Annotated in this window: 30 protein-coding genes and 1 pseudogene; 21 read left to right on the top strand and 10 right to left on the bottom strand. The window is 70.8% G+C overall.

The window, feature by feature from the left end; all coding sequences use genetic code 11:
* Positions 1-13 precede the first annotated feature (13 nt).
* Genes ACZ418_RS40055 through ACZ418_RS40035 form a run of 5 tightly spaced genes read left to right on the top strand, consistent with a single transcriptional unit; the run spans position 14 to position 4,694 of the window.
* A complete protein-coding gene (locus ACZ418_RS40055; protein ID WP_468373054.1) occupies positions 14-604 on the top strand; it encodes a TlpA family protein disulfide reductase in 591 nt (196 codons plus the stop codon).
* 1 nt (position 605) lies between these two features.
* The gene (locus tag ACZ418_RS40050) at positions 606-1,376 is read left to right on the top strand and encodes a cytochrome c biogenesis CcdA family protein (RefSeq protein ID WP_468373053.1); all 771 of its coding nucleotides are present in this window, start codon (positions 606-608) and stop codon (positions 1,374-1,376) included.
* A gap of 3 nt (positions 1,377-1,379) precedes the next feature.
* The gene (resB, locus tag ACZ418_RS40045) at positions 1,380-3,101 is read left to right on the top strand and encodes a cytochrome c biogenesis protein ResB (RefSeq protein ID WP_468373050.1); all 1,722 of its coding nucleotides are present in this window, start codon (positions 1,380-1,382) and stop codon (positions 3,099-3,101) included.
* The gene (ccsB, locus tag ACZ418_RS40040) at positions 3,098-4,198 is read left to right on the top strand and encodes a c-type cytochrome biogenesis protein CcsB (protein ID WP_468373047.1); all 1,101 of its coding nucleotides are present in this window, start codon (positions 3,098-3,100) and stop codon (positions 4,196-4,198) included. Before resB ends, ccsB begins: the two co-directional genes overlap by 4 nt.
* A gap of 25 nt (positions 4,199-4,223) precedes the next feature.
* Complete coding sequence (locus ACZ418_RS40035; protein ID WP_468373044.1) at positions 4,224-4,694, top strand: SRPBCC family protein; 471 nt, start codon at positions 4,224-4,226, stop codon at positions 4,692-4,694.
* A gap of 14 nt (positions 4,695-4,708) precedes the next feature.
* Here ACZ418_RS40035 and ACZ418_RS40030 read toward each other — a convergent pair whose 3' ends face one another.
* From ACZ418_RS40030 to ACZ418_RS40005, 6 genes and pseudogenes are all read right to left on the bottom strand, one after another.
* A complete protein-coding gene (locus ACZ418_RS40030) occupies positions 4,709-6,115 on the bottom strand; it encodes a condensation domain-containing protein (protein ID WP_468373042.1) in 1,407 nt (468 codons plus the stop codon).
* Positions 6,116-6,286: 171 nt separating this feature from the next.
* On the bottom strand, positions 6,287-7,252 hold the full coding sequence (locus ACZ418_RS40025) for an isopenicillin N synthase family dioxygenase (RefSeq protein ID WP_468373039.1): 966 nt from the start codon (positions 7,250-7,252) through the stop codon (positions 6,287-6,289).
* Positions 7,245-7,694: a nucleoside deaminase gene (locus ACZ418_RS40020; RefSeq protein WP_468373035.1), complete on the bottom strand. Its 450-nt coding sequence runs from the start codon at positions 7,692-7,694 to the stop codon at positions 7,245-7,247. Before ACZ418_RS40020 ends, ACZ418_RS40025 begins: the two co-directional genes overlap by 8 nt.
* A 101-nt stretch (positions 7,695-7,795) precedes the next feature.
* Positions 7,796-8,152 (bottom strand): hypothetical protein, encoded by a 357-nt coding sequence (locus ACZ418_RS40015; protein WP_468373033.1) that lies wholly within the window; start codon positions 8,150-8,152, stop codon positions 7,796-7,798.
* A complete protein-coding gene (locus ACZ418_RS40010; RefSeq protein ID WP_468373031.1) occupies positions 8,149-8,847 on the bottom strand; it encodes a DUF6232 family protein in 699 nt (232 codons plus the stop codon). The genes ACZ418_RS40015 and ACZ418_RS40010 overlap by 4 nt, the downstream gene beginning before the upstream one ends.
* A gap of 131 nt (positions 8,848-8,978) precedes the next feature.
* Positions 8,979-9,119 (bottom strand): annotated as a pseudogene (locus ACZ418_RS40005) (zinc-binding dehydrogenase); the annotation flags it as partial.
* Positions 9,120-9,123: 4 nt separating this feature from the next.
* Here ACZ418_RS40005 and ACZ418_RS40000 point away from each other — a divergent pair.
* From ACZ418_RS40000 to ACZ418_RS39980, 5 genes are all read left to right on the top strand, one after another.
* The gene (locus ACZ418_RS40000; protein WP_468373029.1) at positions 9,124-9,456 is read left to right on the top strand and encodes an ArsR/SmtB family transcription factor; all 333 of its coding nucleotides are present in this window, start codon (positions 9,124-9,126) and stop codon (positions 9,454-9,456) included.
* A 99-nt stretch (positions 9,457-9,555) separates the two neighbouring features.
* The gene (locus ACZ418_RS39995; protein ID WP_468373026.1) at positions 9,556-10,830 is read left to right on the top strand and encodes a hypothetical protein; all 1,275 of its coding nucleotides are present in this window, start codon (positions 9,556-9,558) and stop codon (positions 10,828-10,830) included.
* Complete coding sequence (locus ACZ418_RS39990; RefSeq protein WP_468373023.1) at positions 10,827-12,440, top strand: vWA domain-containing protein; 1,614 nt, start codon at positions 10,827-10,829, stop codon at positions 12,438-12,440. The genes ACZ418_RS39995 and ACZ418_RS39990 overlap by 4 nt, the downstream gene beginning before the upstream one ends.
* Positions 12,427-13,182 carry a hypothetical protein gene (locus tag ACZ418_RS39985; protein WP_468373020.1) on the top strand — a complete coding sequence of 252 codons (756 nt, stop codon included), beginning with the start codon at positions 12,427-12,429 and terminating at the stop codon, positions 13,180-13,182. Before ACZ418_RS39990 ends, ACZ418_RS39985 begins: the two co-directional genes overlap by 14 nt.
* 92 nt (positions 13,183-13,274) lie before the next feature.
* Complete coding sequence (locus ACZ418_RS39980; RefSeq protein ID WP_468373018.1) at positions 13,275-14,231, top strand: DMT family transporter; 957 nt, start codon at positions 13,275-13,277, stop codon at positions 14,229-14,231.
* On the opposite strand, the gene ACZ418_RS39975 is transcribed toward ACZ418_RS39980, so the two are convergent.
* Together ACZ418_RS39975 and ACZ418_RS39970 are read right to left on the bottom strand one after the other, a co-directional pair.
* The gene (locus tag ACZ418_RS39975; RefSeq protein ID WP_468373016.1) at positions 14,119-15,009 is read right to left on the bottom strand and encodes a LysR family transcriptional regulator; all 891 of its coding nucleotides are present in this window, start codon (positions 15,007-15,009) and stop codon (positions 14,119-14,121) included. The genes ACZ418_RS39980 and ACZ418_RS39975 overlap by 113 nt on opposite strands.
* The gene (locus tag ACZ418_RS39970; RefSeq protein ID WP_468373013.1) at positions 15,009-15,296 is read right to left on the bottom strand and encodes a PLD nuclease N-terminal domain-containing protein; all 288 of its coding nucleotides are present in this window, start codon (positions 15,294-15,296) and stop codon (positions 15,009-15,011) included. Before ACZ418_RS39970 ends, ACZ418_RS39975 begins: the two co-directional genes overlap by 1 nt.
* A gap of 76 nt (positions 15,297-15,372) precedes the next feature.
* On the opposite strand from ACZ418_RS39970, the gene ACZ418_RS39965 reads away from it, so the two are divergent.
* The 11 genes from ACZ418_RS39965 (at position 15,373) to ACZ418_RS39915 (ending at position 25,652) form a co-directional block, all read left to right on the top strand.
* The gene (locus tag ACZ418_RS39965) at positions 15,373-16,830 is read left to right on the top strand and encodes a menaquinone biosynthesis decarboxylase (RefSeq protein WP_468373010.1); all 1,458 of its coding nucleotides are present in this window, start codon (positions 15,373-15,375) and stop codon (positions 16,828-16,830) included.
* Positions 16,827-17,729: a menaquinone biosynthesis prenyltransferase MqnP gene (gene mqnP / locus ACZ418_RS39960; protein WP_468373008.1), complete on the top strand. Its 903-nt coding sequence runs from the start codon at positions 16,827-16,829 to the stop codon at positions 17,727-17,729. Before ACZ418_RS39965 ends, mqnP begins: the two co-directional genes overlap by 4 nt.
* Positions 17,730-17,804: 75 nt before the next feature.
* On the top strand, positions 17,805-18,461 hold the full coding sequence (locus ACZ418_RS39955) for a UbiX family flavin prenyltransferase (protein ID WP_468373210.1): 657 nt from the start codon (positions 17,805-17,807) through the stop codon (positions 18,459-18,461).
* A gap of 49 nt (positions 18,462-18,510) precedes the next feature.
* Positions 18,511-18,966, top strand: a complete 456-nt coding sequence (locus ACZ418_RS39950; RefSeq protein ID WP_059251851.1) for an Lrp/AsnC family transcriptional regulator — start codon at positions 18,511-18,513, stop codon at positions 18,964-18,966.
* A 41-nt stretch (positions 18,967-19,007) separates the two neighbouring features.
* The gene (gene mqnE, locus ACZ418_RS39945) at positions 19,008-20,171 is read left to right on the top strand and encodes an aminofutalosine synthase MqnE (protein WP_468373006.1); all 1,164 of its coding nucleotides are present in this window, start codon (positions 19,008-19,010) and stop codon (positions 20,169-20,171) included.
* Between the two features lie 27 nt (positions 20,172-20,198).
* Positions 20,199-20,858 (top strand): UdgX family uracil-DNA binding protein, encoded by a 660-nt coding sequence (locus tag ACZ418_RS39940; RefSeq protein WP_468373004.1) that lies wholly within the window; start codon positions 20,199-20,201, stop codon positions 20,856-20,858.
* Between the two features lie 16 nt (positions 20,859-20,874).
* Complete coding sequence (locus ACZ418_RS39935; RefSeq protein WP_468373002.1) at positions 20,875-21,399, top strand: GNAT family N-acetyltransferase; 525 nt, start codon at positions 20,875-20,877, stop codon at positions 21,397-21,399.
* A 75-nt stretch (positions 21,400-21,474) separates the two neighbouring features.
* Positions 21,475-21,783, top strand: a complete 309-nt coding sequence (locus ACZ418_RS39930) for a DUF4229 domain-containing protein (protein ID WP_468373000.1) — start codon at positions 21,475-21,477, stop codon at positions 21,781-21,783.
* Positions 21,784-21,792: 9 nt separating this feature from the next.
* Positions 21,793-22,443, top strand: coding sequence for a TetR/AcrR family transcriptional regulator (locus ACZ418_RS39925; RefSeq protein ID WP_468372998.1), 651 nt, complete (start codon positions 21,793-21,795; stop codon positions 22,441-22,443).
* 195 nt (positions 22,444-22,638) lie between these two features.
* Positions 22,639-24,591: an AMP-dependent synthetase/ligase gene (locus tag ACZ418_RS39920; protein WP_468372997.1), complete on the top strand. Its 1,953-nt coding sequence runs from the start codon at positions 22,639-22,641 to the stop codon at positions 24,589-24,591.
* A gap of 158 nt (positions 24,592-24,749) precedes the next feature.
* On the top strand, positions 24,750-25,652 hold the full coding sequence (locus ACZ418_RS39915) for a LysR family transcriptional regulator (protein ID WP_468372994.1): 903 nt from the start codon (positions 24,750-24,752) through the stop codon (positions 25,650-25,652).
* Here the strand turns inward: ACZ418_RS39915 and ACZ418_RS39910 are convergent.
* Both ACZ418_RS39910 and ACZ418_RS39905 read right to left on the bottom strand, forming a co-directional pair.
* On the bottom strand, positions 25,582-25,872 hold the full coding sequence (locus ACZ418_RS39910; protein ID WP_468372991.1) for an ATP-binding protein: 291 nt from the start codon (positions 25,870-25,872) through the stop codon (positions 25,582-25,584). The two genes, ACZ418_RS39915 and ACZ418_RS39910, sit on opposite strands and share 71 nt — an antisense overlap.
* A 97-nt stretch (positions 25,873-25,969) precedes the next feature.
* On the bottom strand, positions 25,970-26,284 hold the full coding sequence (locus tag ACZ418_RS39905; protein ID WP_468372988.1) for an AzlD domain-containing protein: 315 nt from the start codon (positions 26,282-26,284) through the stop codon (positions 25,970-25,972).
* Between the last annotated feature and the right edge of the window lie 96 nt (positions 26,285-26,380).

Below are 26,380 nucleotides of genomic sequence, written 5' to 3'. Positions count from 1 at the left end.
CGAAACTTTTCACATGAGTACCCGTAGCCGCGCCGTCCTGCTCAGCGCCGTGGCCGCCGTCGCGGCCCTGACCCTGTCCGCGTGCGGCAAGGGCGGCACCTCCGGCGGCGGTGGCAACACCAACTTCGTCACCGGCCACAACGGCATCGACACCGTGCCGGCGGGCAAGCGCGCCGGTGCCCCGGACCTGTCCGGCAAGACCATCGACGGCAAGACCCTGGACGTCGCCGACTACAAGGGCCAGGTCGTCGTCATCAACGTCTGGGGCTCATGGTGCGGGCCGTGCCGCGAGGAGGCCCAGTACTTCTCCAAGGTGTCGAAGCAGTACCAGGGCAAGGGTGTGCAGTTCGTCGGCATCAACACCCGGGACACCAGCACCACCCCCGCGGTCGCCTTCGAGAAGGAGCACGGGATCAGCTACCCGAGCCTGTACGACCCCACGGGCAGGCTGATGCTCCGCTTCAAGAAGGGCACCCTCAACCCGCAGCTGATCCCCTCCACGCTCGTCATCGACAAGCAGGGGAAGGTCGCCGCGCGGGCCCTGGAGGCGCTCGACGACACCGCCCTGCTGAAGATGCTCAAGCCGGTCCTCGCGGAGAAGTGACGTGAGCGCGACGCTGACGCTGGCCGCAGCGGGCCAGAACCAGACCGTGCTGCACGGAGCGCTGCTCGTCGCCGCGCCCGTGGCCCTGCTCGGCGGCCTCGTCTCCTTCTTCTCACCGTGCGTGCTGCCGCTGGTCCCCGGCTACCTGTCCTACGTCACCGGAGTTGCGGGCACCGACCTGGCCGAGGCCCGGCGGGGCCGGATGCTCGCCGGTGCCTCCCTGTTCGTGCTCGGCTTCAGCGCGGTGTTCATCTCCGGCGGGGCACTGTTCGGCTACTTCGGCTCGACCCTGCAGGAGTACAAGGACGTCCTGTCCAAGGTGCTCGGCGTGCTCATGGTCCTCATGGGCGTCTTCTTCATGGGGCTGATGCCCTGGTTCACCCAGCGCGAGTTCCGCTTCCACACGCGGCCGACCACCGGCCTGGTGGGCGCGCCGGTCATAGGTGCCCTCTTCGGCATCGGCTGGACCCCGTGTCTCGGCCCGACCCTCTCGTCGGTGAACTTCCTCGCCTGGAACGAGTCGAGTGCCGGGCGCGGCGCCCTGCTGACGGTCGTGTACTGCCTGGGCCTCGGCGTCCCCTTCGTGCTCACCGCGATCGCCTTCCGCAAGGCACTGGGCGCGTTCGGCTGGGTCAAGCGCCACTATGTCTGGGTGATGCGCATCGGCGGCACGATGATGATCGTGACCGGTGTGCTGCTGCTGACCGGAGCCTGGGACAGTCTGGTGCAGCAGGTGCAGACCTGGTCCAACGGCTTCACTGTGGGGATCTGATCGATGAGCACAACCGAAACCGACAAGAGCCGGGACCAGGCGGCCGTGGACCAGGAGGACCTCGGCGCGGCCGGCTCCCAGCTGTCCACCGCCCCGGCGGAGGAACTCTCCGTCGCGCCCGGCCTCGGCGTCATCGGCTGGGCCCGCTGGTTCTGGCGGCAGCTGACCTCCATGCGGGTCGCGCTGCTGCTGCTCCTGCTGCTCTCGCTCGGCGCGATCCCCGGCTCGCTCATCCCGCAGACCGGCGCCGACCTGAACAAGGTCGACGACTTCCGCAAGGCCCACAAGACGCTCGCGCCGGTCTACGACAAGCTCGGCCTGTTCCACGTGTACAGCTCGGTGTGGTTCTCCGCGATCTACATCCTGCTGTTCGTCTCCCTCATCGGCTGTATCGTCCCGCGCACCTGGCAGTTCGTCGGCCAGCTGCGCGGCCGGCCGCCGGGCGCCCCCAAGCGGCTGACCCGGCTGCCCGCCTACACGACGTGGCGTACGACCGCCGAGCCCGAGCAGGTGCGCGAGGCCGCGCTCGCCCTGCTGAAGAAGCGCCGCTTCCGCGCCCATGTCGCCGGTGACGCCGTCGCCGCCGAGAAGGGCTATCTGCGCGAGCTGGGCAACCTGGCCTTCCACATCGCCCTGATCGTGCTGCTGATCGCCTTCGCCTCCGGCCAGCTGTACAAGTCGGACGGCACCAAGCTGGTGGTCGAGGGCGACGGGTTCTCCAACGCGCTGCCGCAGTACGACGACTTCAAGTCCGGCAGCCTGTTCCAGACCGATGACCTGGTGCCGTTCAGCTTCAACCTGACGGACTTCAAGGCCACCTACGAGGTCACCGGGCCCAACAAGGGCACCCCGCGCACCTTCGAGGCGAAGATCACCTACAGCAAGGGCGCGTACGGCAAGGACCGGCCGACCACCGTCAAGGTCAACCAGCCGCTGAAGATCGACGACGCCAAGGTCTACCTCGTCAGCCACGGCTACGCGCCCGTCATCACCGTCCGCGACGGCAAGGGCAAGGTCGTCTACCACGCCGCCACACCGCTGCTGCCGCTCGACGGCAACGTCACCTCCAACGGTGTGGTGAAGGTGATGGACGGCTACCGCAACCCGCAGGGCCAGAAGGAACAGCTCGGCTTCCAGGCCTTCTTCGTGCCGACCTTCGATCCGAAGAGCGGCACGATGCTCTCGCAGTTCCCGTCGCTGGTGAACCCGCTGCTCGCGGTCAACGCCTACCACGGCGACCTGGGCGTCGACACGGGCACCCAGAACGTGTACCAGCTGGACAAGACGCACATGAAGGCGTTCAAGGACGGCAAGGGCCAGCTGCTGAAGAAGCTTCTCCAGCCGGGCGACACGCTCACCCTGCCGAACGGCGCCGGGTCCATCACCTTCGAGAAGGACATCAAGGAGTGGGCCGGCTTCGAGATCGTCCAGGAGCCCGGCAGCGGCTGGGCGCTGGGCGGTGCCCTCGCCGCGATCTTCGGCCTGGCCGGCTCCCTGTTCATCCAGCGGCGCCGGGTGTGGGTGCGCGCGGTGCGCGGCGCCGACGGTGTGACGGTCGTCGAGATGGCCGGGCTGGGCCGCAGCGAGTCGGCCAAGGTGCCCGAGGAACTGGGCGACCTCGCCGGAATCCTCTACGACCAGGCGCCGGGGGCACCCGACCCCGACGACGACTCCGCAGAATCTCCCGACACCCCAGTCGTACCTGCCGAAGGGGCTGAGAAGTGACTCTCGCCGCCGCAACCGATCTCGCCGCCGCGACCAACGAACACCTGGCGAGCATCAGCAACACGCTGATCTACTCCTCGATGGCCGTCTACACCCTGGCCTTCTTCGCGTACATCGCCGAATGGCTCTTCGGCAGCCGCAGCAAGGTGGCCCGTACGGCCGCCGCGCTGACGGCGGACAAGGAGACCGCCGCCAAGGCTCCCGCCGTCACCGTGAAGCAGGCGGGGGGCACCGCCGTGCTGGAGCGGCCCAAGGTCGTCGTCCGCTCGGCCTCCGGCGCCCGCGATGTGCCGGACGGACCCGGTGCGCACGGCGGGGACGCGCAGGGCGACCTCTACGGGCGGATCGCCGTCTCGCTCACCGTGCTCGCCTTCCTGGTGGAGCTGGCCGGTGTCGTCGCCCGCGCGGCCTCCGTGCAGCGGGCGCCGTGGGGCAACATGTACGAGTTCAACATCACCTTCTCCACGGTGGCCGTCGGCGTGTACCTCACGCTGCTGGCGCTGAAGAAGAACGTGCGCTGGCTCGGGCTGTTCCTGATCACCACGGTCCTGCTCGACCTGGGGCTCGCGGTCACCGTCCTGTACACGGCGAGCGACCAGCTGGTGCCGGCCCTGCACTCGTACTGGCTGTATATCCACGTCTCCACCGCGATCTTCTGCGGCGCGGTGTTCTACGTCGGCGCGGTCGCCACGATCCTGTACCTGTTCAAGGATTCGTACGAGACCAAGCTGCAGACCGGCGGCAAGCCGGGTGCCTTCGCCACCTCGGTCCTGGAGCGCCTGCCCGCCTCGGCCTCGCTGGACAAGTTCGCCTACCGGGTCAACGCGGCGGTGTTCCCGCTGTGGACGTTCACGATCATCGCGGGCGCGATCTGGGCCGGTGACGCCTGGGGCCGCTACTGGAACTGGGACCCGAAGGAGACCTGGTCCTTCATCACCTGGGTCGCCTACGCCTGCTACCTGCACGCCCGCGCCACGGCCGGCTGGAAGGGCCGCAAGGCCGCCTATCTGGCGATGATCGCCTTCGGCTGCTGGCTGTTCAACTACTACGGCGTCAACATCTTCGTCAGCGGCAAGCACTCCTACGCGGGCGTGTGAGCCGAGGGTCGCCCACACTGGTGTCATGAGCGGTTCCATCGCACAGGGCACCAGCCAGACCCACGGGAACACGCACATACTCCACTTCCTGGTGCGGCTCCCGAGGCCCATGGAAGACGTCTGGACGGCGGTGGCCACCCCCGAGGGACTCGGGTCGTGGTGCACCGCCGTCGACGTTCTGCAGCCCCGCCTCGACGGCGCGGTCGCCCTGCGGGACCTCGGCTCCGGCCGGGTCACCGCCTGGGACGTGGACCGGGTCGCGGAGTACACCGTCGAGGGCGGCGGCCGGATCCGGTTCCATCTGGAGCGGGGCGGCGACAGCGAGAGCCTGCTGCGCTTCACCCATGAGTTCCAGGGCGAGGCGGCGTCGGAGTCCGGCTGGCGCGACAGATTCGAACGCCTGATCGACATCCTGGAGTCCCCGGAGGGCCTTGCGGGGCAGCGGCCCCCGCAGGCTCCCGAGCCTTCGGAGCCCCTGCCGGGGCAGTTCACCTAGGGCGGCGCAGGCACTCAGGACACCGCGGACAGGCTGCCGTGGGCCACCGAGGCGATGTGGTCGCGCAGCCGCTCGACGTACAGCCGCAGGTTCTTCGCCGCCACGTCCGTGTCCGGATACCGGCTCGCCAGCCACAGCCCCTCGTGCAGCCGGTTCACCCACACGCACACCTGGTCGCCGTACGACACCCGCAGCAGCGTGTGCGCCCGCTGCTCGGCCCAGCGCTCGGCGCCGGGGACGGTCCGGGTGTCGACGTAGGAGACGATCGAGTACAGGTCCGGCGAGGCCGGCCGGAAGTCCGCGCCGAGCAGGCTCAGCACCCGGGCCAGCGGCATCCGGGCCAGCAAGCGGTTGGCCTGCAGCTGCGCGCGCACCGCCCGCAGGGTGTCCGGGAAGCCCGTCGTACGGCCCACCGGGACCTCGATCGGGGCGCCGCCCACGTACCAGCCCACCGAGTCGCTCCAGCGCGACTTCACCCGGGTGTGGAACGGCACCACCGTCCGATACACCGGCTGCCCGCCCAGCTCGTGCACGATCAGCCCGGTCGCGGCCAGCAGACCGACCATGCTGCCGCCGTAGGGACGGCAGTACGCCTCGAACGCCGCCGCCTCGGCCGCGTCCGCCAACGGCTCGCACAGCATCTGCTGCCTGGGCAGCGGGCCGCCCGGCTCCAGGCCGAGGTCGACCGGGAAGCCCGGCAGCGTGCCGTCGCAGCGCCGGATGAACTCGCGCCAGCGGCCGACGATCGCGTGCCGGGCGTCGAGGCCGTCCGCGTCGGCCCGCTCCAGCTCGCAGAAGTCGACGTAACTGGCCGCCGGAGCCCGGGAGCCGGGGCCGGCGCCGGTCAGGCCCGCCGTGTACAGCTCGTGCACCTCGGCGGCGATCCGGGTCAGGGAGTAGGCGTCGACGTTGCTGTGGTCGAAGGCCAGGAACACGGTGGCGCCGTCGTCCCGTACGACCGCCGTGTAGATCAGGTTCGGCCAGCGCAGCGCGTCCGCGACGGTGTCGAAACGGTCCTGGAGGTGCCGCACCAGCTCGTCCGCGTCCGGGAAGTCGCCGGCGTCCCGGCGCTGCAGTGACACCTCGGCGGCGTCGAGGGTGAACCGGCGCAGTTCGTCACCGGTCCAGCGGAAGCCGCTGCGCAGTGTCTCGTGCCGTACCGTCCAGGCGCGCAGCGCCTCCTGGAGCACATCGAGGTCGACCGGGCCCGGCAGGTCGAAGGCGGTGCCGAGCCAGGTCGGCACGAACAGCCCGTCCTCCCGGACGCACCTTGCGGTCCTGATGTGCGACTCCTGGATGTAGGCCGGGGGCCGGGAGTCCTCCGGGAGCGCCGTCGCCGCCGCCACCGTCGCCGGGCTCAGCGTCCACTCGACGAGCCGCCCCGGCCGGACCTCGCAGCGCTGGATGTCAGTGATTCGCACGCGTCTCCCATCGCAGAAGGGGGCCCTGAGTGCGGGCCCCCCTTTCAAGGCAATGCCGTGGGACGCGGCCGGGACATGCCCGTCGGGTTCATTTCAACGGAACGGGTGGCAGGCCGAACGCGGAAGTGAATAACCGACGGTGAGGCGCCGGGGTCCGGTTCACCCGCGGGCTCACCCGATGGTGATCGAGTTCAGCTTCTCGCGCAGGTACACATGCGAGTCGACCGGCGGGTACGCCACCCGGCCCACCGGCGCCGGCACGGACTCCACTCGGGTGCCCGGGGTGCACTCGCCGAAGTACACGAGCGACATCAGCTCCTCGGCGGGCGCGTCGACGGGCGGGGGCAGCACCCGGTGCCGTCCGGAGCGCCACCGGTCGCCGGTCCAACGGGCCAGCAGATCACCGACGTTGATGGTGAAGGCGGCCGGGTCGTACGGCGCGTCCGCCCAGCCGTCGGCGTCGGTGTACACCTGAAGCCCGCCCTTCCCGGCCTGCCGGTCGAGGACGGTCACGGTGCCGAAGTCGGTGTGCGGCCCGATCCGGAACTGTCCCGGCAGCGGCTCGCCGACGACGTCGGTCCCGGGATACCAGTTGATGTTGAAGCCGTACGTCGGACGGTCCATGTGCCGGGAGAAGAAGTCGCGTTCGAGGCCCAGCGCGTATCCGAGCAGCGACAGCAGCTCCTTCTCCAGGGCGGCCATGCGGGACAGATATGTCCTGCACAGGTCCCTGAGCTCCGGCACCTCGGCCGGCCACACGTTGGGCGCGTACCACTCTGCGTTGACGACCGGGTCCTCGAACGGCTCGTCCGTCGCGAAGGTCAGCGACTCCTTCAGGTCGGGCGGTGTCTCGGTCCCCTCCGCGTACCCGTTGGCCTCGGCGCCGGGCCCGAGCCAGCCCCGGCCGCCGACCTTCGCCTCGTACCGCTGCTTGACCTCGACGGGCAGCAGAAAGAACTCCCGCGCCGCCCGCCGGATCCCCGCCCGCAGCCCCGGCTCCACCCCGTGCCCGGTGACCAGCAGGAACCCGGCGCTCTGCAGCGCCTGGTCGACGGTACGGGCGAGGCCGGCGCGGGCCGCCTCGTCACCGGCCAGCCAGGGCCGCAGATCGATGGTGGGAACACGCGCGTCAGTCACCGATGTCCTCGTTCCACAGCTCGGGGTTGTCCTGGACGAAGGCGCGCATCATCGTCACGCACTCGGGGTCCTCCAGGACCAGGATCTCCACGCCGTGCCCGGCCAGCCACTCGTGGCCGCCGTGGAAGGTGGTGGCCTCGCCGATCACCACCCGGGAGATGCCGAACTGGCGGACCAGCCCGCTGCAGTACCAGCAGGGGGAGAGGGTGGTGACCATGGTCGTGCCACGGTACGTGCGCTGCCGCCCCGCCGCCCGGAACGCGGCCGTCTCGGCATGCATCGAGGGGTCGCCGTCCTGCACCCGGCGGTTGCGGCCCCGGCCGAGGAGGATGCCGTCCGGGGCGTACAGCGCGGCGCCGACGGGGATCCCGCCCTCGGCGAGCCCGGCCCGGGCCTCCTCCACGGCGGTCGCGAGCCAGGCGCGGGCCTGTCGTTCGTCCATGGCCTTACTGTGCTGGGCGGGGGAGCGGCGGGGCAACAGCGCCCCGAAGGGGCGCTGGGAACTCACCCGGCAACGACGGAGCACCCCCGGGGAGCGCCCGGCTACCCGGCGATCATCCCGATGACCGCCCGCACCGCCTCGGCCACCGGCTGGCCGACGGCCCCGACCGTGGTGGCGATCCCCGCGATCGCCATCAGCGCCCGGTGCCGTTCCTGCGCGGGCACGGTGGCGTCGGGGCTGAGGGCGGGCAGGGACTCGTCCAGGAGCTGGGCGCTGGGCGTCGGCACCTGGGCCCGCAACTCGGCGATGAGCCGGTGCAGTTCGGCGAGGGCGGCGACCAGCGCCGGGTCCTGCTGCCCGGCTCCGGCGCCCACCTGGTTCTTGACGATGCCCTGGTTGCCCTGGCCGCCGTACATGTTCACGTTGTCGCCGTAGTAGTAGTTGTTCGAGCCGCTCATGCGCCGATCCCCACGTTTCCGCTGCCGCCGTACATGTTGACGTTGTCGCCGAAGTAGTAGTTCTTAGGCGAGACGGTGAGGCTCTCCACCGTGACCTTGAACTCGACGTCCGGATGATCGATGGCGTAGGAGATCTGGCCGACGATCTGGTCCAGGTACTGCGCGTTCTGGCTGGTGACCAGCGCGGTCGACGCGCCCGAGGTCTCGATCGCGAGGACGTGCTGCGGGGCGGCGGTCAGGATGCCGATCATCTCGATCAGGAAGTAGATCTCGGCGAGGGCGGCAACGATCCAGACGAACACGACATAGCCGGCGGCGCCGGAGTTGCCGTCCCCTCCGCCCGTGTTGATGGAGGCCAGCAGTCCCGGCAGCATCGCGAGGAAACCGACGATCATGGTCACGGCGGTGTACCGCAGGAACCGCAGCACCGCCTCCTTGCGCTTGGGGCGCATGACGAAGGTGTAGACGCGGGCGATGTTGTGCAGCGGGTACACCGCCGCCCCGATCCACAGGATCCGCTGGCTGACCCGCAGATCGAGCCGGACCGGCGCCGGATGAGCCGGCGGCGCGGGGACGTCCGGCATGCCCGGCGCCGCGGCGGGCATGGTGGCCGGCGCGGTGGGTGCGGACGTCGGCCGGGTGGGTACGGGTGGCGGATCCTGAGCCGGGCGCTCGGGTGGCTGGCCGTTCTGCATCTGCTTCTGTCCCCCAGAGGTCAGGTGATCCCTCGCAACTCAGTGACGACCATTAACAACACCCCCGCTGGGGGATGGCAAGTCGTTATGGATCGCGAAGTACCGGCAGGCCGGGAACAGTTGACGGAGACTCAGTCGGCGACGCGCAGCAGCAGCTTCCCCGTGCTGGACCGTCCTCCCATCAGCCGGTGCGCCTCCGCCGCCTGAGCGAGCGGGAACTCGGCCGTCACCGGCAGGGTCACCGTGCCGTCGACCGCCTTGGCGAACGCCTGTGGCGTGACCACCGGCAGTCACCGGGCCGCCCCGGAGCACACCCACCCCGACGAGGTGCCCGTCCTCACGGCGCTCGCCGCCCTCGCCGACCCCGTGCGCCTCACCCTGGTCAGGGAGCTGGCCGGCTCCGGCGACTGGACCCGCAGCTGCGGCAGCTTCGACGTGCCCGTCGGCAAGGCCGCCCTCAGCCACCACTTCGCGGTGCTGCGCGGGGCCGGCCTGGTGGAGCAGCGGGACGAGGGCCCCCGACGGGTCAACCGCCTGCGCCGGGCCGAGTTCGACGCCCGCTTCCCGGGGCTGCTCGACCTGGTACTGCGCGTCGACAGCAGGTCCTGACGCACCTTCACATTTCCTTCGGCTCAAGTTGGTTGGGCGTTCCCTTCGCCATCGTCCGGGCGGCGGACGATCCTGTCCTCGCTGACGCAGGAGACACGGGTGGCCACACACAGAGCCGAGACCGGAAGACCCCGTCAGACCGGCGAGCCCCGCCTGCGGGTGGGGGAGCCGGCGGTCGCGCCCACGCGCGGCTCCACGGCGCGCCGCTGGTTCCCGCGCGCCGTCGCCGCCGTCACCGCCCTGTGCGCGATCGTCGTCCTCGCCCAGGGCCATGTCGGCCTGCCCTTCACCCGCATTGTCACCATCGAGGCCAAAATGGCCTCGAAGTCGGACTACTTCGAGGACCCGGAGGTGCAGCGGCTGCTCATCCGGCACGGCTTCCGGGTGCACGTCACCCGCATGGGCTCACGCGGCATCGCCACCCAGACCTACGACGGCTACGACGTCGTCTTTCCCTCGGGACAGCCCGCCGCCGACCTGATCACCAGGAGACGCGCGGCCGAGGGCCACCCCGCGACGACGTACCGCCCGTTCGTCAGCCCGATCGTGCTCGGCACCTACCGCGAGTACGCCGAGACGCTCCAGGACGCCGGGATCGCCAAGCCCCTCCCGGGCGCTTCCTCCGAGGCCGGACCGCTCTATTACTCGCTCGACATGAAGAAGTTCCTCGACGCGACCGCCCACAACAAGCGCTGGGACGTCCTGGGCATCTCGAGGCACGGCATCCACAACGGCAACAAGGTGCTCGCCCAGTCCTCGGACATCTGCGAGTCCAACTCCGGGGGCACCTACCTGGGGCTGGTCTCCTACGTGTGGAACCACGACGAGATCCCGCAGGACGCGCAGGAAGCGCAAAACTTCGCAGAAAGGATCAAGCACCTCCTCAACGATCAGGGCATGCCCGCCGGAGAGAAGAACGAGACCTACATCTCCGCCGAGGGCAAGAGCATCTCGCCGATCGCGGTGATCTACGAGCACCAGTTCCTGGCCCACCAGATCGCCACCGAGGCCGGCACCGGGCACGTCGACAGCGAGCGGGTCCTGCTCTATCCGTCGGCGCGGTTCGTCACCGAGCCCCAGCTCATCGCGCTGACCTCGCAGGGCGACCGCCTCGGCCGGCTGGTCTCCACGGACCCGGCCCTGCAGAAGCGGGCGATGGAACTGGGCTTCCGGGTCCGGGACGCCGAGGGCGCCTCCGCCACCAGCGACTCGCTGACCCGGTTCCTCACCGACCACCACATCCAGGCGCCCGTCCTGTCGGACGACGACACCAAGGCGGTGCTGCCCCGGCTGGACCTGCTGGAGAAGATGATCGAGATCGTCGGCGACTGCGACCCCGCGCCCCAGTCGGCGGCCGGCGGGGAGACGCCATGAGGACCCGCCCCCGCGGCCTGCCCTCGGCCATGCGTCTCGCCCTCTGCCTGGTCCTGCTCGCCGCGCTCGGCGGACTCGTGTCCTGCTCCGGCGGGGGCGGCGGCCCCGACACCACCCTGCACGTCCTGGCCAGCGACGAACTCGCCGACATGGAACCCCTGTTGAACCAGCTCCGGCAGGACACCGGGGTCCACCTGGACCTGGACTACCGGCCGACCAACGACGCGAGCGACACCCTGCTGACCGGCCGCCACTCCTACGACCTGGCCTGGCTCTCCTCCGACCGCTACTTCCGGCTGAGGGCCAAGAGGGCCGCCGCCGGGACGCACCCGGCCACCCTCGTGCAGAGCACCTCGATCATGCGCTCCCCGGTCGTCGTCGGCCTCACCCGGGACGTGGCCCGCACGCTGCGCGCCAAGGCGCCCGGCGGCCGCCTGTCCTGGGCGGACCTCGCCGACGCCGCCGCCACCGGCACCGTACGTTTCGGCATGGCCGACCCCCGGCACAGCAACAGCGGGCTCGCCGCGCTGGTCGGCGTGGCCACCGCCGCGGCCGGCACCGGCAGCGCGCTGCGCCCGCAGGACGTCAGCTGCGACCGGCTGCGCGGCTTCCGCTCCGGGCAGAACCTCACCGCCGAGAGCTCCCACGCCCTGCTGGACTCCTTCGCCGAGCACGCCGGCCGCACCAACGCCCTGATCACCTACGAGTCCGAACTGCTCACCCTGAACGCCTCCGGCCGCCTCAAGCAGCCCCTGGAGATCGTCCACCCCGCCGACGGCATGGTGCTGTCCGACTATCCGCTGCTGCTGCTCGACCCCGCCCGCCGGGACGCCTACGACCGCGTGGTGCAGTGGCTGACCGCCGCCGACCACCAGCGGGAGATCATGCGGCGGACCCTGCGCCGCCCGGTCAGCACCGCCGTGACCCGCGACCCCCGGCTCACCGCGCCCCTGGACAACGCCCTGTACTTCCCGGACGACCCGGCCGTCCTCGACCGGCTGCTCGCCGACTACGGCGCCCCCCGGCGCCGCGTCGCCGACCAGGTGATCTTCCTGCTGGACTTCTCCGCCTCCATGCGCGGCTCCCGGACCACCGCGCTCAGGGCCGCGTTCGCGGGGCTCAGCGGGGCGGACGCCTCCGCCACCGGCAAGTTCGTGCGCTTCTACCAGGGCGAGAAACTGACCGTGATCCGCTTCGGCGGGCGCCCGCTGGACGAGCGCACGGTCACCGTGCACGGCGGCACCGACCTCACCACCTTGACGGACTTCGTCTCCCACGGCGGATACGACGGTTCGACGGCCGTCTGGTCCGCCCTCGACCACGGCTACGGCGCCGCCGAGCGTGCCCTGCGCGAGGACCCGGGGCGGGCCGTGGCCATCGTGCTGATGACCGACGGCGAGAACAACGCCGGCATCGACCGCGCGACCTTCGTCAGCCGCTACCGGGCCCGGCCCGCCGACGCCCGCGCCGTGCACACGTACCCCGTCCACTTCGGCGACGCCGACGCGGCCCAACTGCGCCAGGTCGCCTCGGTCACCGGCGGCCGCATGGTCGACGCCCGTCACTCGTCCCTGTCCACCGCGTTCAAGGAGATCCGTGGCTGTTCTTGACGGCACCTGGTGGAGCGCCTGGTGGGGCGCGATGATCTGGTGGCTGGCGGCCTTCGCCGGCCTGCTCGTGCTGGCCGTGCTCGTCGTACGGCGGGCCCTCGTGCGGATCAGGAGGACACCCGAGGACCCCCACTACCTTCCGCTGTACCTGGACAACGACGCGGTCATGGACGTGTTCAAGATGCGCAATCACCAGGCGGCGCTGCGCAAGGAGGTCGAGGAGCGGAACGTGCGCAACACCGGCTGTCTGGCGGCGATTCCGGTGCTGTCCCTGATGTTCCAGCTCACCGGGGACCGAACCACCGAGATCGTCGCCAAGTACGTCGAGGACAGCCAGCCGATACAGGTGATCGGGCTGCTGCTGTCCGTCCTGCGGCGGGGGGACGGGCTCGCCCAGGTGCGGCTGGGGCAGGAATCCGCGACGGTCACACCGAACCGCGCCCTCCTCGGCGCCGGGGTCACGAACGACGTGGTGCTCAGCGAGATCGGCGAATTCGTCATGATCACCGGCCGGTTCGAGGCCCAGGACCCCCAGGGCGAGACCCTGGTGATGCGGGCCCCCTACGGAGACGGCGAGCAGTCCGCGCGCCTGCGGGTCGTGCTGCGCCCCGCCGGGCTGCGTCCCCCGGGCCGGCAGCTGCCCGAGGGCCAGTTCCGGGCCCACTGTCTGGGCAAGGTGACCACCTGGCGTCCCGACACCCGCGAGGTCGTGCTCCAGTACCCGGTGGCCGTCTTCCAGTGAACTGGGGGTATCGGCACCGCCGATGACCCCATCGGCAGCGCCCCGCACCGGCGCGTGGACCGGCACCGGCGGCCGTCCGTAGCGTCATCGGCATGACCTCAGAGACCAGGGGCACGGCCCAGCTGACCACCGCCATGATGCTCTCCGGCACCCTCGGCGTCTTCGTCGTCGAGTCGGGCGCCTCGCCCTTCGACGTCGTCTTCTTCCGCGTCCTGTTCGGCGCCCTCGCCCTCGGCGGCTATGTCGCCGCCCGCGGCTGGCTGCGCGACCACGGCTTCACCCGCCGCACCCTCGGACTGGCCGTCATGGGCGGGGTGTTCATCGTCTTCAACTGGGTGCTGCTGTTCTCGTCGTACGAGAACACGTCCATCTCCGTGGCCACGGTCGTCTACCACACCCAGCCCTTCTACGTGGTCCTCCTCGGCGCCCTGCTGTTCCGCGAACGGCTCACCGCGGCGAAGGTCGGCTGGATCGCCCTCGCCTTCGCCGGGCTGGTCCTGGTCTCCGGCGTCACCCCCGGCGACTTCGCGAGCGGCGGCACCTATCTGCTCGGCATCGGCCAGGCCCTCCTCGCCGCCCTGCTCTACGGCCTGTCCACCCTGGTGACCAAGCGGATCACCGGTGTCCGCCCGCACCTGATCGCCCTCGTCCAGGTCCTCGTCGGCATCCCGCTGCTGCTGCCCTTCGCGGACTTCGGCGCGATGAGCGGCACCGGCTGGAGGTGGGGCTGGCTCGTCGGGCTCGGGCTGATCCACACCGGGGTGATGTACGTCCTCATGTACGCCGCGTACGCCAAGCTGCCGACCGCGAAGATCGCCGTACTGGCCTTCGTGTACCCGGCCGTGGCGATGCTGATGGACTGGCTGGTCTACGGCCACCACATCGGGCTCGTCCAGGCGCTGGGCGTGCCGCTGATCGTGACGGCGAGCCTCAAGGTCACCCTCGCCCGTCCTGCTCGGCGACCAGTCGCCGCGCCTGCTCCACGAACAGCCGGGCGTGCGCCGGAAGCCGCTTCCCGGCCCGCCACGCCAGCTGCGTGCGAAGCGTGAACGGCGGCTCCCAGTCCAGTCGTACGAGAGAGCCCTCCGCGAGTTCGGCGGCGACCGTCACCTCGGGCAGCAGTGCGATCCCGAGGCCGGCCGCCGCCGCGCGCTTGGTGGCCTCGATCGTGCCGAACTCCATGAACTCCACGTCCCCGAAGGACTTCAGCTCCCGCTCGAACAGGTCCCGGTAGGCGCAGCCGGGCTCGGTGGCCAGCAGGGGCTGGTCCGTCAGGGCGGCGGTCGGCACGGGGGAGGGGCTCAGTGCGTGCCCGGGCGCCGCGACCAGCGCCAGCGGCTCCACCGCGAGCACCGCGCTCTCCAGACCCGGGTGCTCGGTCTCCTCCTCCATCAGGAACCCGACGTCGTAGGTGCCCTGACGCAGCGCCTGCCGGGTCTCGTCGCCGATGGTGGTGCGCAGCGCCAGCCGCACCCTGGGGTGGCGGTGGTGGAAGTACTCCAGCAGCGGCGGCAGCCGGTAGGAGGTCAGGGACTCCATGGTCCCGACGGTGAGGGTGCCGGAGGGCTCGTCCGGCTCGACGACGGCCGCCCGGGCCTCCTCGGTCAGCTCGATGATCTGCCGGGCGTACGGCAGCAGCCGCTCACCGGCCTCGGTGAGCCGGATCCGGCTGCCCAGCCGGTCGAACAGCTCGACGCCGAGGGAGGACTCCAGGGTGCGGATCTGACCGGTCACGCTGGACTGCGCGTACGACAGCTCGGCCGCGGCCCGGGTGAAGCTCAGTACCGTGGCGACCTTCTCGAAGGTGACGAGCAGCCGGAGTTCCATCAGCTCTTCTCGGGGTCGTCCTTGTTCAGGGACCTGAGGAACTCGGGGTTGTCGTCGGGTGCGACCCACTGCCCGGGCGTGGCACCGCCCGCCGGGACGGGCTGCCGCACCTTGCCGGTGATCAGCCAGGCCACCGGGCCGACCAGCACCTCGCCGAAGAGCAGGATGATGATCACCCACACCACCTTCGGCAGATGCCGCACCTCTTCCTCCGGGGTGTTGAGGCAGTCCACGAAGGCGTAGATCCACAGCGCCAGCACCAGCAGGAACGGCAGATACCTGAGCATGGCGTGCAATCCCCCGACGAAGTGAGACGGGCCCCGGTGACCGGCCCAGGGTAGCGGGTGGCAGATACTGGGACACATGGCTTACGACGATCTTCGCTCCCTGCTGCGGGCGCTGGAGCGTGAGGGCGACCTCAAGCGCATCAAGGCCGAGGTCGACCCGTATCTGGAAGTCGGGGAGATCGTCGACCGGGTGCAGAAGTCCGGCGGCCCCGCCCTGCTCTTCGAGAACGTGAAGGGCTCGGCGATGCCCCTCGCCATGAACGTCTTCGGCACCGACCGCCGCCTGCTGAAGGCGCTGGGCCTGAAGTCGTACGGCGAGATCTCCGAGAAGATCGGCGGCCTGCTGCGGCCCGAGCTGCCGCACGGCTTCGTCGGCGTACGCGAGGCCTTCGGCAAGCTGGGCGCGATGACCCACGTGCCGCCGAAGAAGGTGAAGTCCGCGGGCGCCCCCGTGCAGGAAGTCGTCCTGCACGGCGACGAGGTGGACCTCGACCGGCTCCCGGCGCTGTTCACCTGGCCCAAGGACGGCGGCTCCTTCTTCAACCTGGGACTCACTCACACCAAGGACCCGGAGACGGGCATCCGCAACCTCGGGCTGTACCGCCTCCAGCGCCACGACCGGCGCACCATCGGCATGCACTGGCAGATCCACAAGGACAGCCGCAACCACTACCAGGTGGCCGCCCGTAGGGGCGAGCGGCTCCCCGTCGCCATCGCCTTCGGCTGCCCGCCCGCCGTCACCTACGCCTCCACCGCCCCGCTCCCCGGCGACATCGACGAGTACCTGTTCGCCGGGTTCATCGCGGGCAAGCGGATCGAGATGGTCGACTGCAAGACCGTCCCGCTCCAGGTGCCGGCGAACGCCGAGGTCGTCCTGGAGGGCTGGCTGGAGCCGGGCGAGATGCTGCCCGAGGGCCCCTTCGGCGATCACACCGGCTTCTACACGCCGCAGGAGCCGTTCCCCGCGCTGAGGATCGACTGTGTGACCATGCGGAAGCGCCCGCTGCTCCAGTCGATCGTCGTCGGCCGCCCCCCGACGGAGGACGGGCCCCTCGGCCGCGCCACGGAACGCTTCTTCCTCCCACTCCTGAAGATCATCGTCCCGGACATCGTGGACTACCACCTGCCCGAGGCGGGCGGCTTCCACAACTGCGCGATCGTCTCGATCGACAAGAAGTACCCCAAGCACGCGCAGAAGGTGATGCACGCGATCTGGGGGGCGCACATGATGTCCCTGACCAAGCTGATCGTCGTCGTGGACTCCGACTGCGATGTGCACGATCTGCACGAGGTCGCCTGGCGGGCCCTCGGCAACACCGACTACGCCCGTGACCTCACGGTCGTCGAAGGTCCCGTCGACCATCTCGACCACGCCTCCTACCAGCAGTTCTGGGGCGGCAAGGCGGGTATCGACGCGACGAAGAAGTGGCCCGAGGAGGGCTACACCCGCGACGGGGGCTGGCCGGACATGGTCCTGTCGGACCCGGCTACGGCGGCCCTGGTGGACCGCCGCTGGAAGGAGTACGGCCTGTGAGCAGCGCTTCCGCCGCGATCCCCCAGCCGGGACGCACCAAGGCCTTTCTGCGCCTGGTGATGATCGAGCACTCGGTCTTCGCGCTCCCCTTCGCCTACATCGCCTCCCTCACGGCGATGTACGAGTGGGACAGGAACATCCACTGGGGCCGGCTGCTGCTGGTCACCGTCTGCATGGTCGGCCTGCGCACGTTCGCGATGGCGGTCAACCGGATCATCGACCGCGAGATCGACGCCCGGAACCCGCGTACGGCCCACCGCGAGCTGGTGACCGGCGCGATGACCGTCCGGCACGCCTGGACCGGCGCCCTGATCGCCCTGGTGATCTTCCTGGGCGCGGCGGCCCTGCTCAACCCGCTGTGCCTGGCCCTGGCGCCGGTGGCGGTGATCCCGATGGTGATCTACCCCTACGGCAAACGGTTCACGAACTTCCCGCAGGCCATCCTCGGCCTCGCCCAGGCGATGGGGCCGGTGGGCGGCTGGCTGGCCATCTCCGGGACCTGGAACTGGGACGCGGCCGTCCTCGGCCTCGCCGTCGGCATCTGGATCGGCGGCTTCGACCTGATCTACGCCTGCCAGGACGTCGAGACCGACCGCGAGACCGGCGTCATGTCGGTCCCGGCCCGCTTCGGCATCCCGGCCGCGATCTGGGGCGCGCGGGCCGCCCACACGATCACGACGGCCCTGTTCGTCTGGTACGGCGTCGTCACCGGCGCGGGTGCCTTCTTCTGGCTCGGCCTGCTGATCGTCGCGGGTGCGTTCCTGTACGAGCACTCGATCGTCCGGCCGCACGACCTGTCCCGCCTCAACCGGGCGTTCTTCTCGGTCAACGGGTTCATCGGCATTGCCCTGTTCGTGTGCGCGCTGCTGGACCTGCTGGTCCGGGGCCTGTCCGTCTGATGGCGCCCCACCCGGCCTGAGCCCTGCCCGACCCACCGGTACGCTCAAGGTGTGAACGCAGGAGAAACGCAGCGCGTGCCTTGGATCGTGGGGGTGTCCGGTGCTTCCGGCACGCCGTATGCGGCGGCCGTGCTGCGAGCGCTGCTCGGGGCGGGGGAGGCGGTCGACCTGGTGGTCAGCCGGGCCTCGCGGCTGACGCTGCTGGACGAGACGGGCATCTCGTTCCGCGACGCCCACTGGCAGGACGACCTGCGGGAATGGCTGGCCCGGGGGGCCGACGGCAAACCCGGGACCTTCGACGTGGACATCAGCGGGGTGCGGTACTGGAACGCGGGCGACCTCGCGGCCGGGCCGTCCTCGGGGTCGTACCCGGCCAGGGGGATGCTGATCGTGCCTGCCTCGACGGCCTGCGTCGCGGGCGTCGCGCTGGGCCTGTCCAAGGATCTGCTGCAGCGGGCGGCGAGCGTCACCCTCAAGGAGCGCCGCCCCCTGGTCGTGGCCGTACGCGAGACCCCGCTGAACGGCCAGACCTTGAGGCACCTCGTGGCGCTGGACGACGCCGGCGCGAGCGTCGTACCGGCCTCGCCCGCCTTCTACGCGGGCGCCACCCACATCCAGGACCTGGTGGACTTCGTCGCCGGGCGGGTGCTGGACGCGGCGGGCGTCGGGCACGGCCTGTACCGGCGGTGGCGCGGCGAGCTGGGCGGCGGCGCAGCAGGCAACCAGCAGTAGCAGTACCTCTCATCACTTCAGGAACTTTCACCGGAAGGCTTCGATCGCAATGGACGCGGTGGACAGGCAGCTCATCCAGGCCCTGAGGGAGAACGGCCGGGCCTCGTACGCGGAGCTGGGGCGCCTCGTCGGCCTGTCGGGCCCCAGCGTCACCGACCGCATCAACCGTCTTGAGGCGGCCGGTGTCATCACCGGCTACCGCGCCACGGTGAACGCGGCCTCGCTCGGCCTCGGCGTCACCGCGCTGATCGGCATCTCGCTCTCCGACGCCGCCGACCACGAGGACGTCGCCCAGCGGCTGCGGGACCTGCCGGAGATCGAGGACTGCTGGTTCATCGCCGGCGACGACTCCTACATGCTCAAGGTGCGGGCCACGGACGTGGACGGCCTGGAGCGGATCATCCGGCGGCTCAGCGGCACCAAGGGCGTCTCCCGCACTCGTACCACCATCGTGCTGTCCACGAAGTGGGAGAACCGGGTCGGGGAGCTGCCCGAAGAGGTCTAGGGATACGGTTGGCCGTGCTGTCGGAGAAAGGGCGTGTTGGCATGGACGTCGGGCTCAAGCGCGAGCTGGAGGAGAAGGTCCGCTCCGGTGAGCGGCTGACCCGCGAGGACGGCATCGCGCTGTACGAGTCGGACGACCTGGCGTGGCTCGGCGGGCTCGCCCACGAGGTGCGGACCCGCAAGAACGGTGACGTGGTCCACTTCAACGTCAACCGGCACCTCAACATGACCAACGTGTGCACGGCCTCCTGCGCCTACTGCTCCTTCCAGCGCAAGCCGGGCGAGAAGGACGCGTACACGATGCGCATCGAGGAGGCCGTCAAGCTCGCCAAGGCGATGGAGTCGGAGAACCTCACCGAGCTGCACATCGTCAACGGCCTGCACCCGAATCTGCCGTGGCGGTACTACCCGCGGTCGCTCAGGGAGCTGAAGGCCGCCCTGCCGAACGTCTCGCTGAAGGCGTTCACGGCGACGGAGATCCACCACTTCGAGACGATCAGCGGCCTGTCCGCCTCGGAGATCCTGGACGAGCTGATCGACGCGGGCCTGGAGTCGCTCACCGGCGGCGGCGCGGAGATCTTCGACTGGGAGGTCCGGCAGCACATCGTGGACCACCGGACCCACTGGGAGGACTGGTCCCGCATTCACCGCCTGGCGCACGAGAAGGGCCTGAAGACCCCGTGCACCATGCTCTACGGCCACATCGAGGAGCCCAGGCACCGCGTCGACCACGTCCTGCGCCTGCGCGAGCTGCAGGACGAGACGAACGGCTTCCAGGTCTTCATCCCGCTGCGCTACCAGCACGACTTCGTGGACATGAAGGACGGCAAGGTACGGAACACCCTCCAGGCCCGTACCCAGATGGCGACCGGCGCGGAGGCGCTGAAGACCTTCGCGGTCTCCCGCCTGCTGTTCGACAACGTCCCGCACGTGAAGGTCTTCTGGGTGATGCACGGCGTGCAGACCGCCCAGCTGGCCCTCCAGCACGGCGCGGACGACATGGACGGCTCGGTCGTGGAGTACAAGATCACCCATGACGCGGACAACTTCGGCACGCCGAACAAGCTGACCCGCGAGGACCTGCTGGAGCTGATCCGCGACGCCGGCTTCCGCCCGGTGGAGCGCAACACGCGGTACGAGATCATCCGCGAGTACGACGGCCCGGACCCGGAGCGCCGGGAGTCGCCGCAGCCGATGCGGGTCTGATTTTCCAGCGGGGGGTACCCGGCACATATGGCTGCCACGAAGGCCCCCGAGGACGCGTACACGGCGGAGCCCTTCGTCCCGGAGGGCGCCAGTCTCACCGGTCTGCGCAAGGCCGCCGCCGAGTGCCGCGGTTGCCCCCTGCACGAGAACGCCACGCAGACCGTGTTCGGCGCGGGCAACGCCCACGCGCGCGTGATGCTCGTGGGGGAGCAGCCCGGTGACCAGGAGGACCGTCAGGGCAAGCCGTTCGTCGGCCCGGCCGGGCGGATGCTCGACAAGGCGCTCGCGGAGGCCGGCATCGATCCCGGCGACGCCTATGTGACCAACGCCGTCAAGCACTTCAAGTTCACCCAGGCCGAACCCCGCAAGCGCCGTATCCACAAGACGCCGAGCCTCAGGGAGATGACCGCCTGCGGCCCCTGGCTCGCGGCGGAGCTGGCGCTGGTCGAGCCCGAGCTGATCGTGGTGCTGGGCGCGACGGCCGGGAAGGCGCTGCTGGGGTCGTCCTTCCGGGTGGGGGAGGTGCGCGGGACCGTACTGGAGCGGGAGATCCACGGGCGCCCCGAGCGGCTGGTGCCGACCGTGCACCCGTCCTCCGTGCTGCGGGCGCAGGACGACGAGGACAGGAAGGCCGCGTACCAGGGGCTCGTCGCCGATCTGAAAGTGGCCGCACGCGCCCTCGGGTAATAGCTACACTGCCCACATGCCACTTACCTTCACGCTGGACCCCGCCATCACCCCGGCTCTGCGCGACGGCATCCTCGACCTGTGGACGGACGTCTCCAACGCGGGCGGCGCCGTGGGCTTCGTGCCGCCGGTGGGCCGGGAGGACATCCGGCCGGAGCTGGTGCGGCACTTCGTGGGCATGGCCGAGGGGCGGCACCGGCTGCTCGTCGGCTGCGACGAGACGGGCGAACCGGCCGCGACCGCGTTCTTCGCCTTCAACACCCACCGGCTCCAGACGCACTGGGTGTGGCTGTACACGGTGATGGTCCACCCGAGGCACCAGGGCCAGGGCTACGGCCGTGACCTGCTGGCGGCCGCCGCGGACGCGGCCCGCACCTTCGACGGCATCGACGCGATCCGGCTGACCTGCCGGGGCGGCCTCGGCCTGGAGCGGTTCTACGGCTCCTGCGGCTACAAGGAGGTCGGCCGGGTGCCCGGCGCCATCCGGGTGGCGCCCGGCGACGACCGCGACGACATCATCATGCTGCTGCCCCTCCACTGACCCCGCTGCAAGATCCCTTCCCGTCCGTGCTTCACTGGACGATGACCCCTTTTGGAATCGGACGAGTGGATTGAGATGCTCCGCTACACGCTGATGCGCCTCGGCATCTTCGCCGGCTGCCTGGTGGTCGTCTGGGGAGCCGTCGACTCCGGCATCTTCCCGCACGGCTTCGGCAGCTCCAACGGCCTGTGGGTGCTGCTGCTCGCGCTGATCCTGTCGGCGCCGATCAGCTGGGTGGTGCTGCGCAAGGAGCGGGACCGGGCCTCGGTGCAGATCGTGACCAGGGTCGACCGGATGAAGGCCAACCTGGAGGCCAACCGCAGCCAGGAGGACGGCGCCGACGACGCCGCGAGGACGCAGGGCGGGGCGGCCGCGTCCAACTAGTCTTGCCCCATGGGCGGGGCGAGGACGAAGCGGATGCCGCGTGCGGTGCGGGAGCAGCAGATGCTCGACGCGGCCGTACAGACCTTCGGGCAACGCGGCTACATGGCCGCCTCCATGGACGAGATAGCCGAGCTGGCCGGTGTCTCCAAGCCCTTGGTCTACCTGTATCTGAACTCCAAGGAAGACCTCTTCACCGCCTGCATCCGGCGCGAGGCCACCGCCCTCACGGAGGCCGTCCGCGCCGGCGTCCGCACGGGCCTCCCCGCCGACCGCCAGCTCTGGGACGGCCTCCAGGCCTTCTTCGCCCACACCGCCGAACACCCCGACGCCTGGTCCGTGCTCCACCTCCAGGCCCGCACCCACGGCGAACCCTTCGCGACCGAGGTCGCCGCGATGCGCAGGGAGATCGTCGCGTTCGTGACCCGCCTGGTCGCGATCGCCGCACGGGAGGCCCACCGCGACCCCGACCTCCCCGAACACGAGGTGGCGGGCCTGGCCGAGGCCCTGGTGGGCGCGGCGGAGTCACTCGCCGCGTGGGCCAACAGCACGCCCGGCGTCACGGCCCGCCAGGCGGCGACCACCTTGATGAACTTCGCCTGGTCGGGACTGGCCAATCTGATGAGCGGCCACGTGTGGACTCCGTCGGTTCAGGGGCAATGACGAGAAGTCCCCACGGCGGGCGGCCCAGAAGTGAGCCCCCGTCACATACCCCCCGAGGCTGCACACCCCCGGCCCCGGACCACCCCCAAACCCGCACGACCCCCTCACGAAGGACCCGTACGATCGCCTCCCTAACCTGCGGTAACCCCTTTCCGCCAAGGCACCGCAGGTACACGCACGCCAGAGGAGCCGCCCGTGTCCACCCCCTTCCCGAACGCCCCCGTCTCCTCCGGCGCCGCCGTCTCCGCCATCGACTACGACGGCCGCCCCGTTCTCGTGGAGCCCTGGGTCCAGCGCCTGGACGGCGCCGTTCGGGAGGTGTCCGTACCGCCGTTCGTGGCCCCGGTGAAACACGGCTCGCTCGCGGACCTGCCGTTCGACAACGCGGACGCCGCCTCCGCCGCGATCGTGCTCAGCCGCAAGCTCCCCGACGGCCGCTGGGCGGACATGACGGCCGCTCACTTCGCCGAGGAAGTCCTCGCCGTGGCCAAGGGACTGATCGCCGAGGGGCTGGTGCCCGGCGACCGGATCGCCGTCATGGCCCGTACCCGGTACGAGTGGACGCTGCTCGACTTCGCCGCCTGGGCCGCAGGCCTGGTCACCGTGCCGATCTACCCGACCTCCTCCGTCTTCCAGACCCGGTGGATCCTGCACGACTCGGGCGCGGTCGCCCTGATCACCGAGACCACCGCCCAGGCTGCCGCCCTCGGCCCCGAACTCCAGCACCTGCCCGACCTGCGCCATCTGTGGGTGATGGACAAGGAGCACGTGACCCGGCTCGCCGAGGCCGGTGCGCAGGTGCCGGACGGCGAAGTGGCCGTACGGCGGGGCATGCTGGGCCCCGACACCCTCGCCACCCTCATCTACACCTCCGGCACCACCGGCCGACCCAAGGGCTGCGCCCTCTCGCACGGCAACTTCCTCGCCGAGATCGACAACGCCATCGAGCTGCTCCACCCGGTCTTCAAGGCCCAGGGCGAGGAGCCGTCGGTCCTTCTCTTCCTGCCGATGTCCCACGTCTTCGGCCGCATGGTGGCGATCGCCTGCGTCCGGGCCCGGGTCCGCCTCGGCCACGCGCCGAGCCTGGCGGCCGAGGACCTGCTGCCGGACCTCGCCGCCTTCAAACCGACCTGCCTGCTGACCATCCCGTACATGCTGGAGAAGGTGTACAACTCGGCCCGCGCGAAGGCCGAGTCGGGCGGCCGGGTCGCCGCCTTCGACCGTGCCGCGGCGGTCGCCGTCCGCTACGGCGAGGCGCTGGAGTCCCGGCAGACCGGCACCGGCGGCGGCCCCAGCCGCTCCCTGAAGACGGCCCGCGCCTTCCACGACCCGCTGGTCTACCGCAAGCTCCGCGCCGCCATGGGCGGTCGCGTCCGGTACGCCATCTGCGGCGGCTCCCCGCTCGGCCGGCGCCTGGCCGCCTTCTACGCCGGAGCCGGCATCGAGATCTTCGAGGGCTACGGCCTGACGGAGACCACCGGCGCCACCACCGTCACCCCGCCCCTCAAGCCCCGCCTGGGCACGGTCGGCTGGCCGCTGCCCGGCACCCGTGTCCGGATCGCCGCCGACGGCGAGATCCTCGTCTCCGGCGACCACGTCCTGCGCGGCTACTGGGACCCGCAGGCCGGCGGAGTCGTCCCCGCGACGAGGGACGGCTGGCTCGCGACCGGCGACATCGGCGAACTGGACGACGAGGGCTACCTCACCATCACCGGCCGCAAGAAGGAGCTGCTGATCACGGCGGGCGGCAAGTCCGTGGCCCCCGCCCCGCTGGAGAACTGGCTGCGCCAGCACCCGCTGATCTCCCAGGTGATGCTGGTCGGCGACGCCCGCCCGTACGTCGCGGCGCTGATCACCCTCGACCCCGACGGCGTCGTCCACTGGCGCCAGATGATCGGCAAGCACCCCGTGCCGCCGGAACTGCTGGTAGGCGACCCGGAGTTGGAAGTGGTCCTGCAACGCGCGATCGACGAGGCCAACAAGCTGGTCTCCCGCCCCGAGTCGATCCGCCGCTTCACCGTCCTCCCCGTGGACTTCACCGAGGAGGCCGGCCACCTGACCCCGTCCATGAAACTGCGCCGCGAGCAGATCATGACCGACTTCGCGAGCGAGGTGGAGGGCCTGTACGGCCCGGCCACCGGGCCCTGAGAAGCGCCTGTCACCCCATGAGGGTCGGCACCCGCTCCTCGCGCGCGAAGCGGGTTGCCGCCCGGGTCGGCCGTTCCCGGTACCGATCCTCGTACGGCACCTGACTACCAGTCAATCCTTGGGTTTCCTTCTCAAACCCAAGTGCTAGCTTGGGTGTTGTGACCTTGGACGACCTCCGTGTGTTCGTGGCCGTGTGCCGCGCCGGCAGCCTCAGTTCCGTCGCCCGGGACCTCGGCTGCACCCAGTCCGCCGTCAGCCAGCACGTGAAGCGGCTGGAGCGGGAGACCGGGGTCGCGCTGCTGGAACGGCAACCGCGAGGCGTCGTCCCCACGCAGGCCGGGCGCATACTGGAGGCCGCCGCGGCCGAGGGGATCTCCGGGCTCGACATCGCCGTACGGCAACTGCGCGACCAGGTGGACGGCCGCAGCGGGTACGTCCGCGTCGCCACCGGTGCCACCACCGTCCGGCACTTCATGTCCGAGGCGGTGGTCGCCTTCCGCCGCCGTCACCCCGAGGTCAACCTGGAGTTCCGCACGGTCAGTTCGGGACGCGGCACCTTCGACGCCCTGGCCGACGGCACCCTCGACCTGGCCTGGATCACCGTCGGCTCCCCGGTCCGGGGCATCGAGCAGCGGACGGTCGCGGAACTGCCGTGGCTGCTCGCGGTCCCCGCGGACGACCCCCTGGCCGGGCGGCCCCATCTGGACGCGGCCGACCTGACGGGGGTCCGCCTCATCCGGCTGCCCCCGAACTCCACCTCCGCCGTCCACCTGGACGCGGCCTGCGCCGAGCTGGGTGTCCGCTTCACCTACGACACGAGCGTCGCCGACTGGGACACGGCGCTGCTGCTGGCCGAGCTGGGGGTGGGCCGGGCGGTCGTCCCCGCGGTACCGGGCCTTCCGGTGCCGGGGGCGGGCGACCTGCGGCTCGTCCCGCTGCCGGGGTTGCGCCCCCTGCCCGTCGGCTGGGCCGTCCGCCGCTGGGACTCCCTCAGCCCTCCGGCCCGGGCCTTCGCGCACACGGTCGCGGAGTTCCGGGGCGGGGGCGCTGCCGCGGGCTGAGCGGGAGTTCGGCCCAGACGGTCTTGCCAACGGTGCGCTGGGTCACGCCCCACCGGCTCGACAGCACCAGTACGACCACGAGTCCGCGCCCGTTCTCGTCCTCCGGTCCGCCGTCCAGGAACCGCAGGTCGCTGTCTCCCCGGGCGTCACTCACCTCGATACGCAAGGTGTCCTTCGCGGGGAGGAGGCGCAGCCGCAGCTCGAAGTCCCGGCCGGGCACGCGACCGTGGGTGACGGCGTTCGTGGCGAGTTCAGCTGCGCTGTGCAGTTCGGGTCGCTGTCGTGTGGGAAGTTGACGAACCGGGCGGGCGGGTGACCTAGGCGACCCCGGCCACCCTCAGCAGCGCGGCCGCCGCAGCCGCCCCCACGACCACCACGACGAACGGCGCCCTGAACCAGGCCAGTACGCCCCCCACCAGCACCCCGGCAGGCCGGGCGAACCCGGCGAACCCCCCGCCCTCGGTCAACGCCCCCGTCGCCAGCAGGGCGACCAGCAGCACCACCGCCCCCGCCGACGCCAGCTCCTGCACCCGCGCCGGTATCTCCACCCGCCCGTGCAGCACCGGCCCCACGAGCCGGAAGGCGTACGTGCCCACGGCCAGCGCGAGAATCACCACGACCCCGGCGTTCATACGGCCCTACCTTCTTGAGTGCGTCCCGCGAGTTCGCGACTCTGGGACTGCGCGGGTGGGGCAGGGATGGTTTTCATGCTGGCTGCCCTTGATGGC

The sequence above is a fragment of the Streptomyces sp. NPDC030820 genome (assembly GCF_055572075.1).
This window is presented reverse-complemented; position numbering and strand designations above follow the sequence as displayed.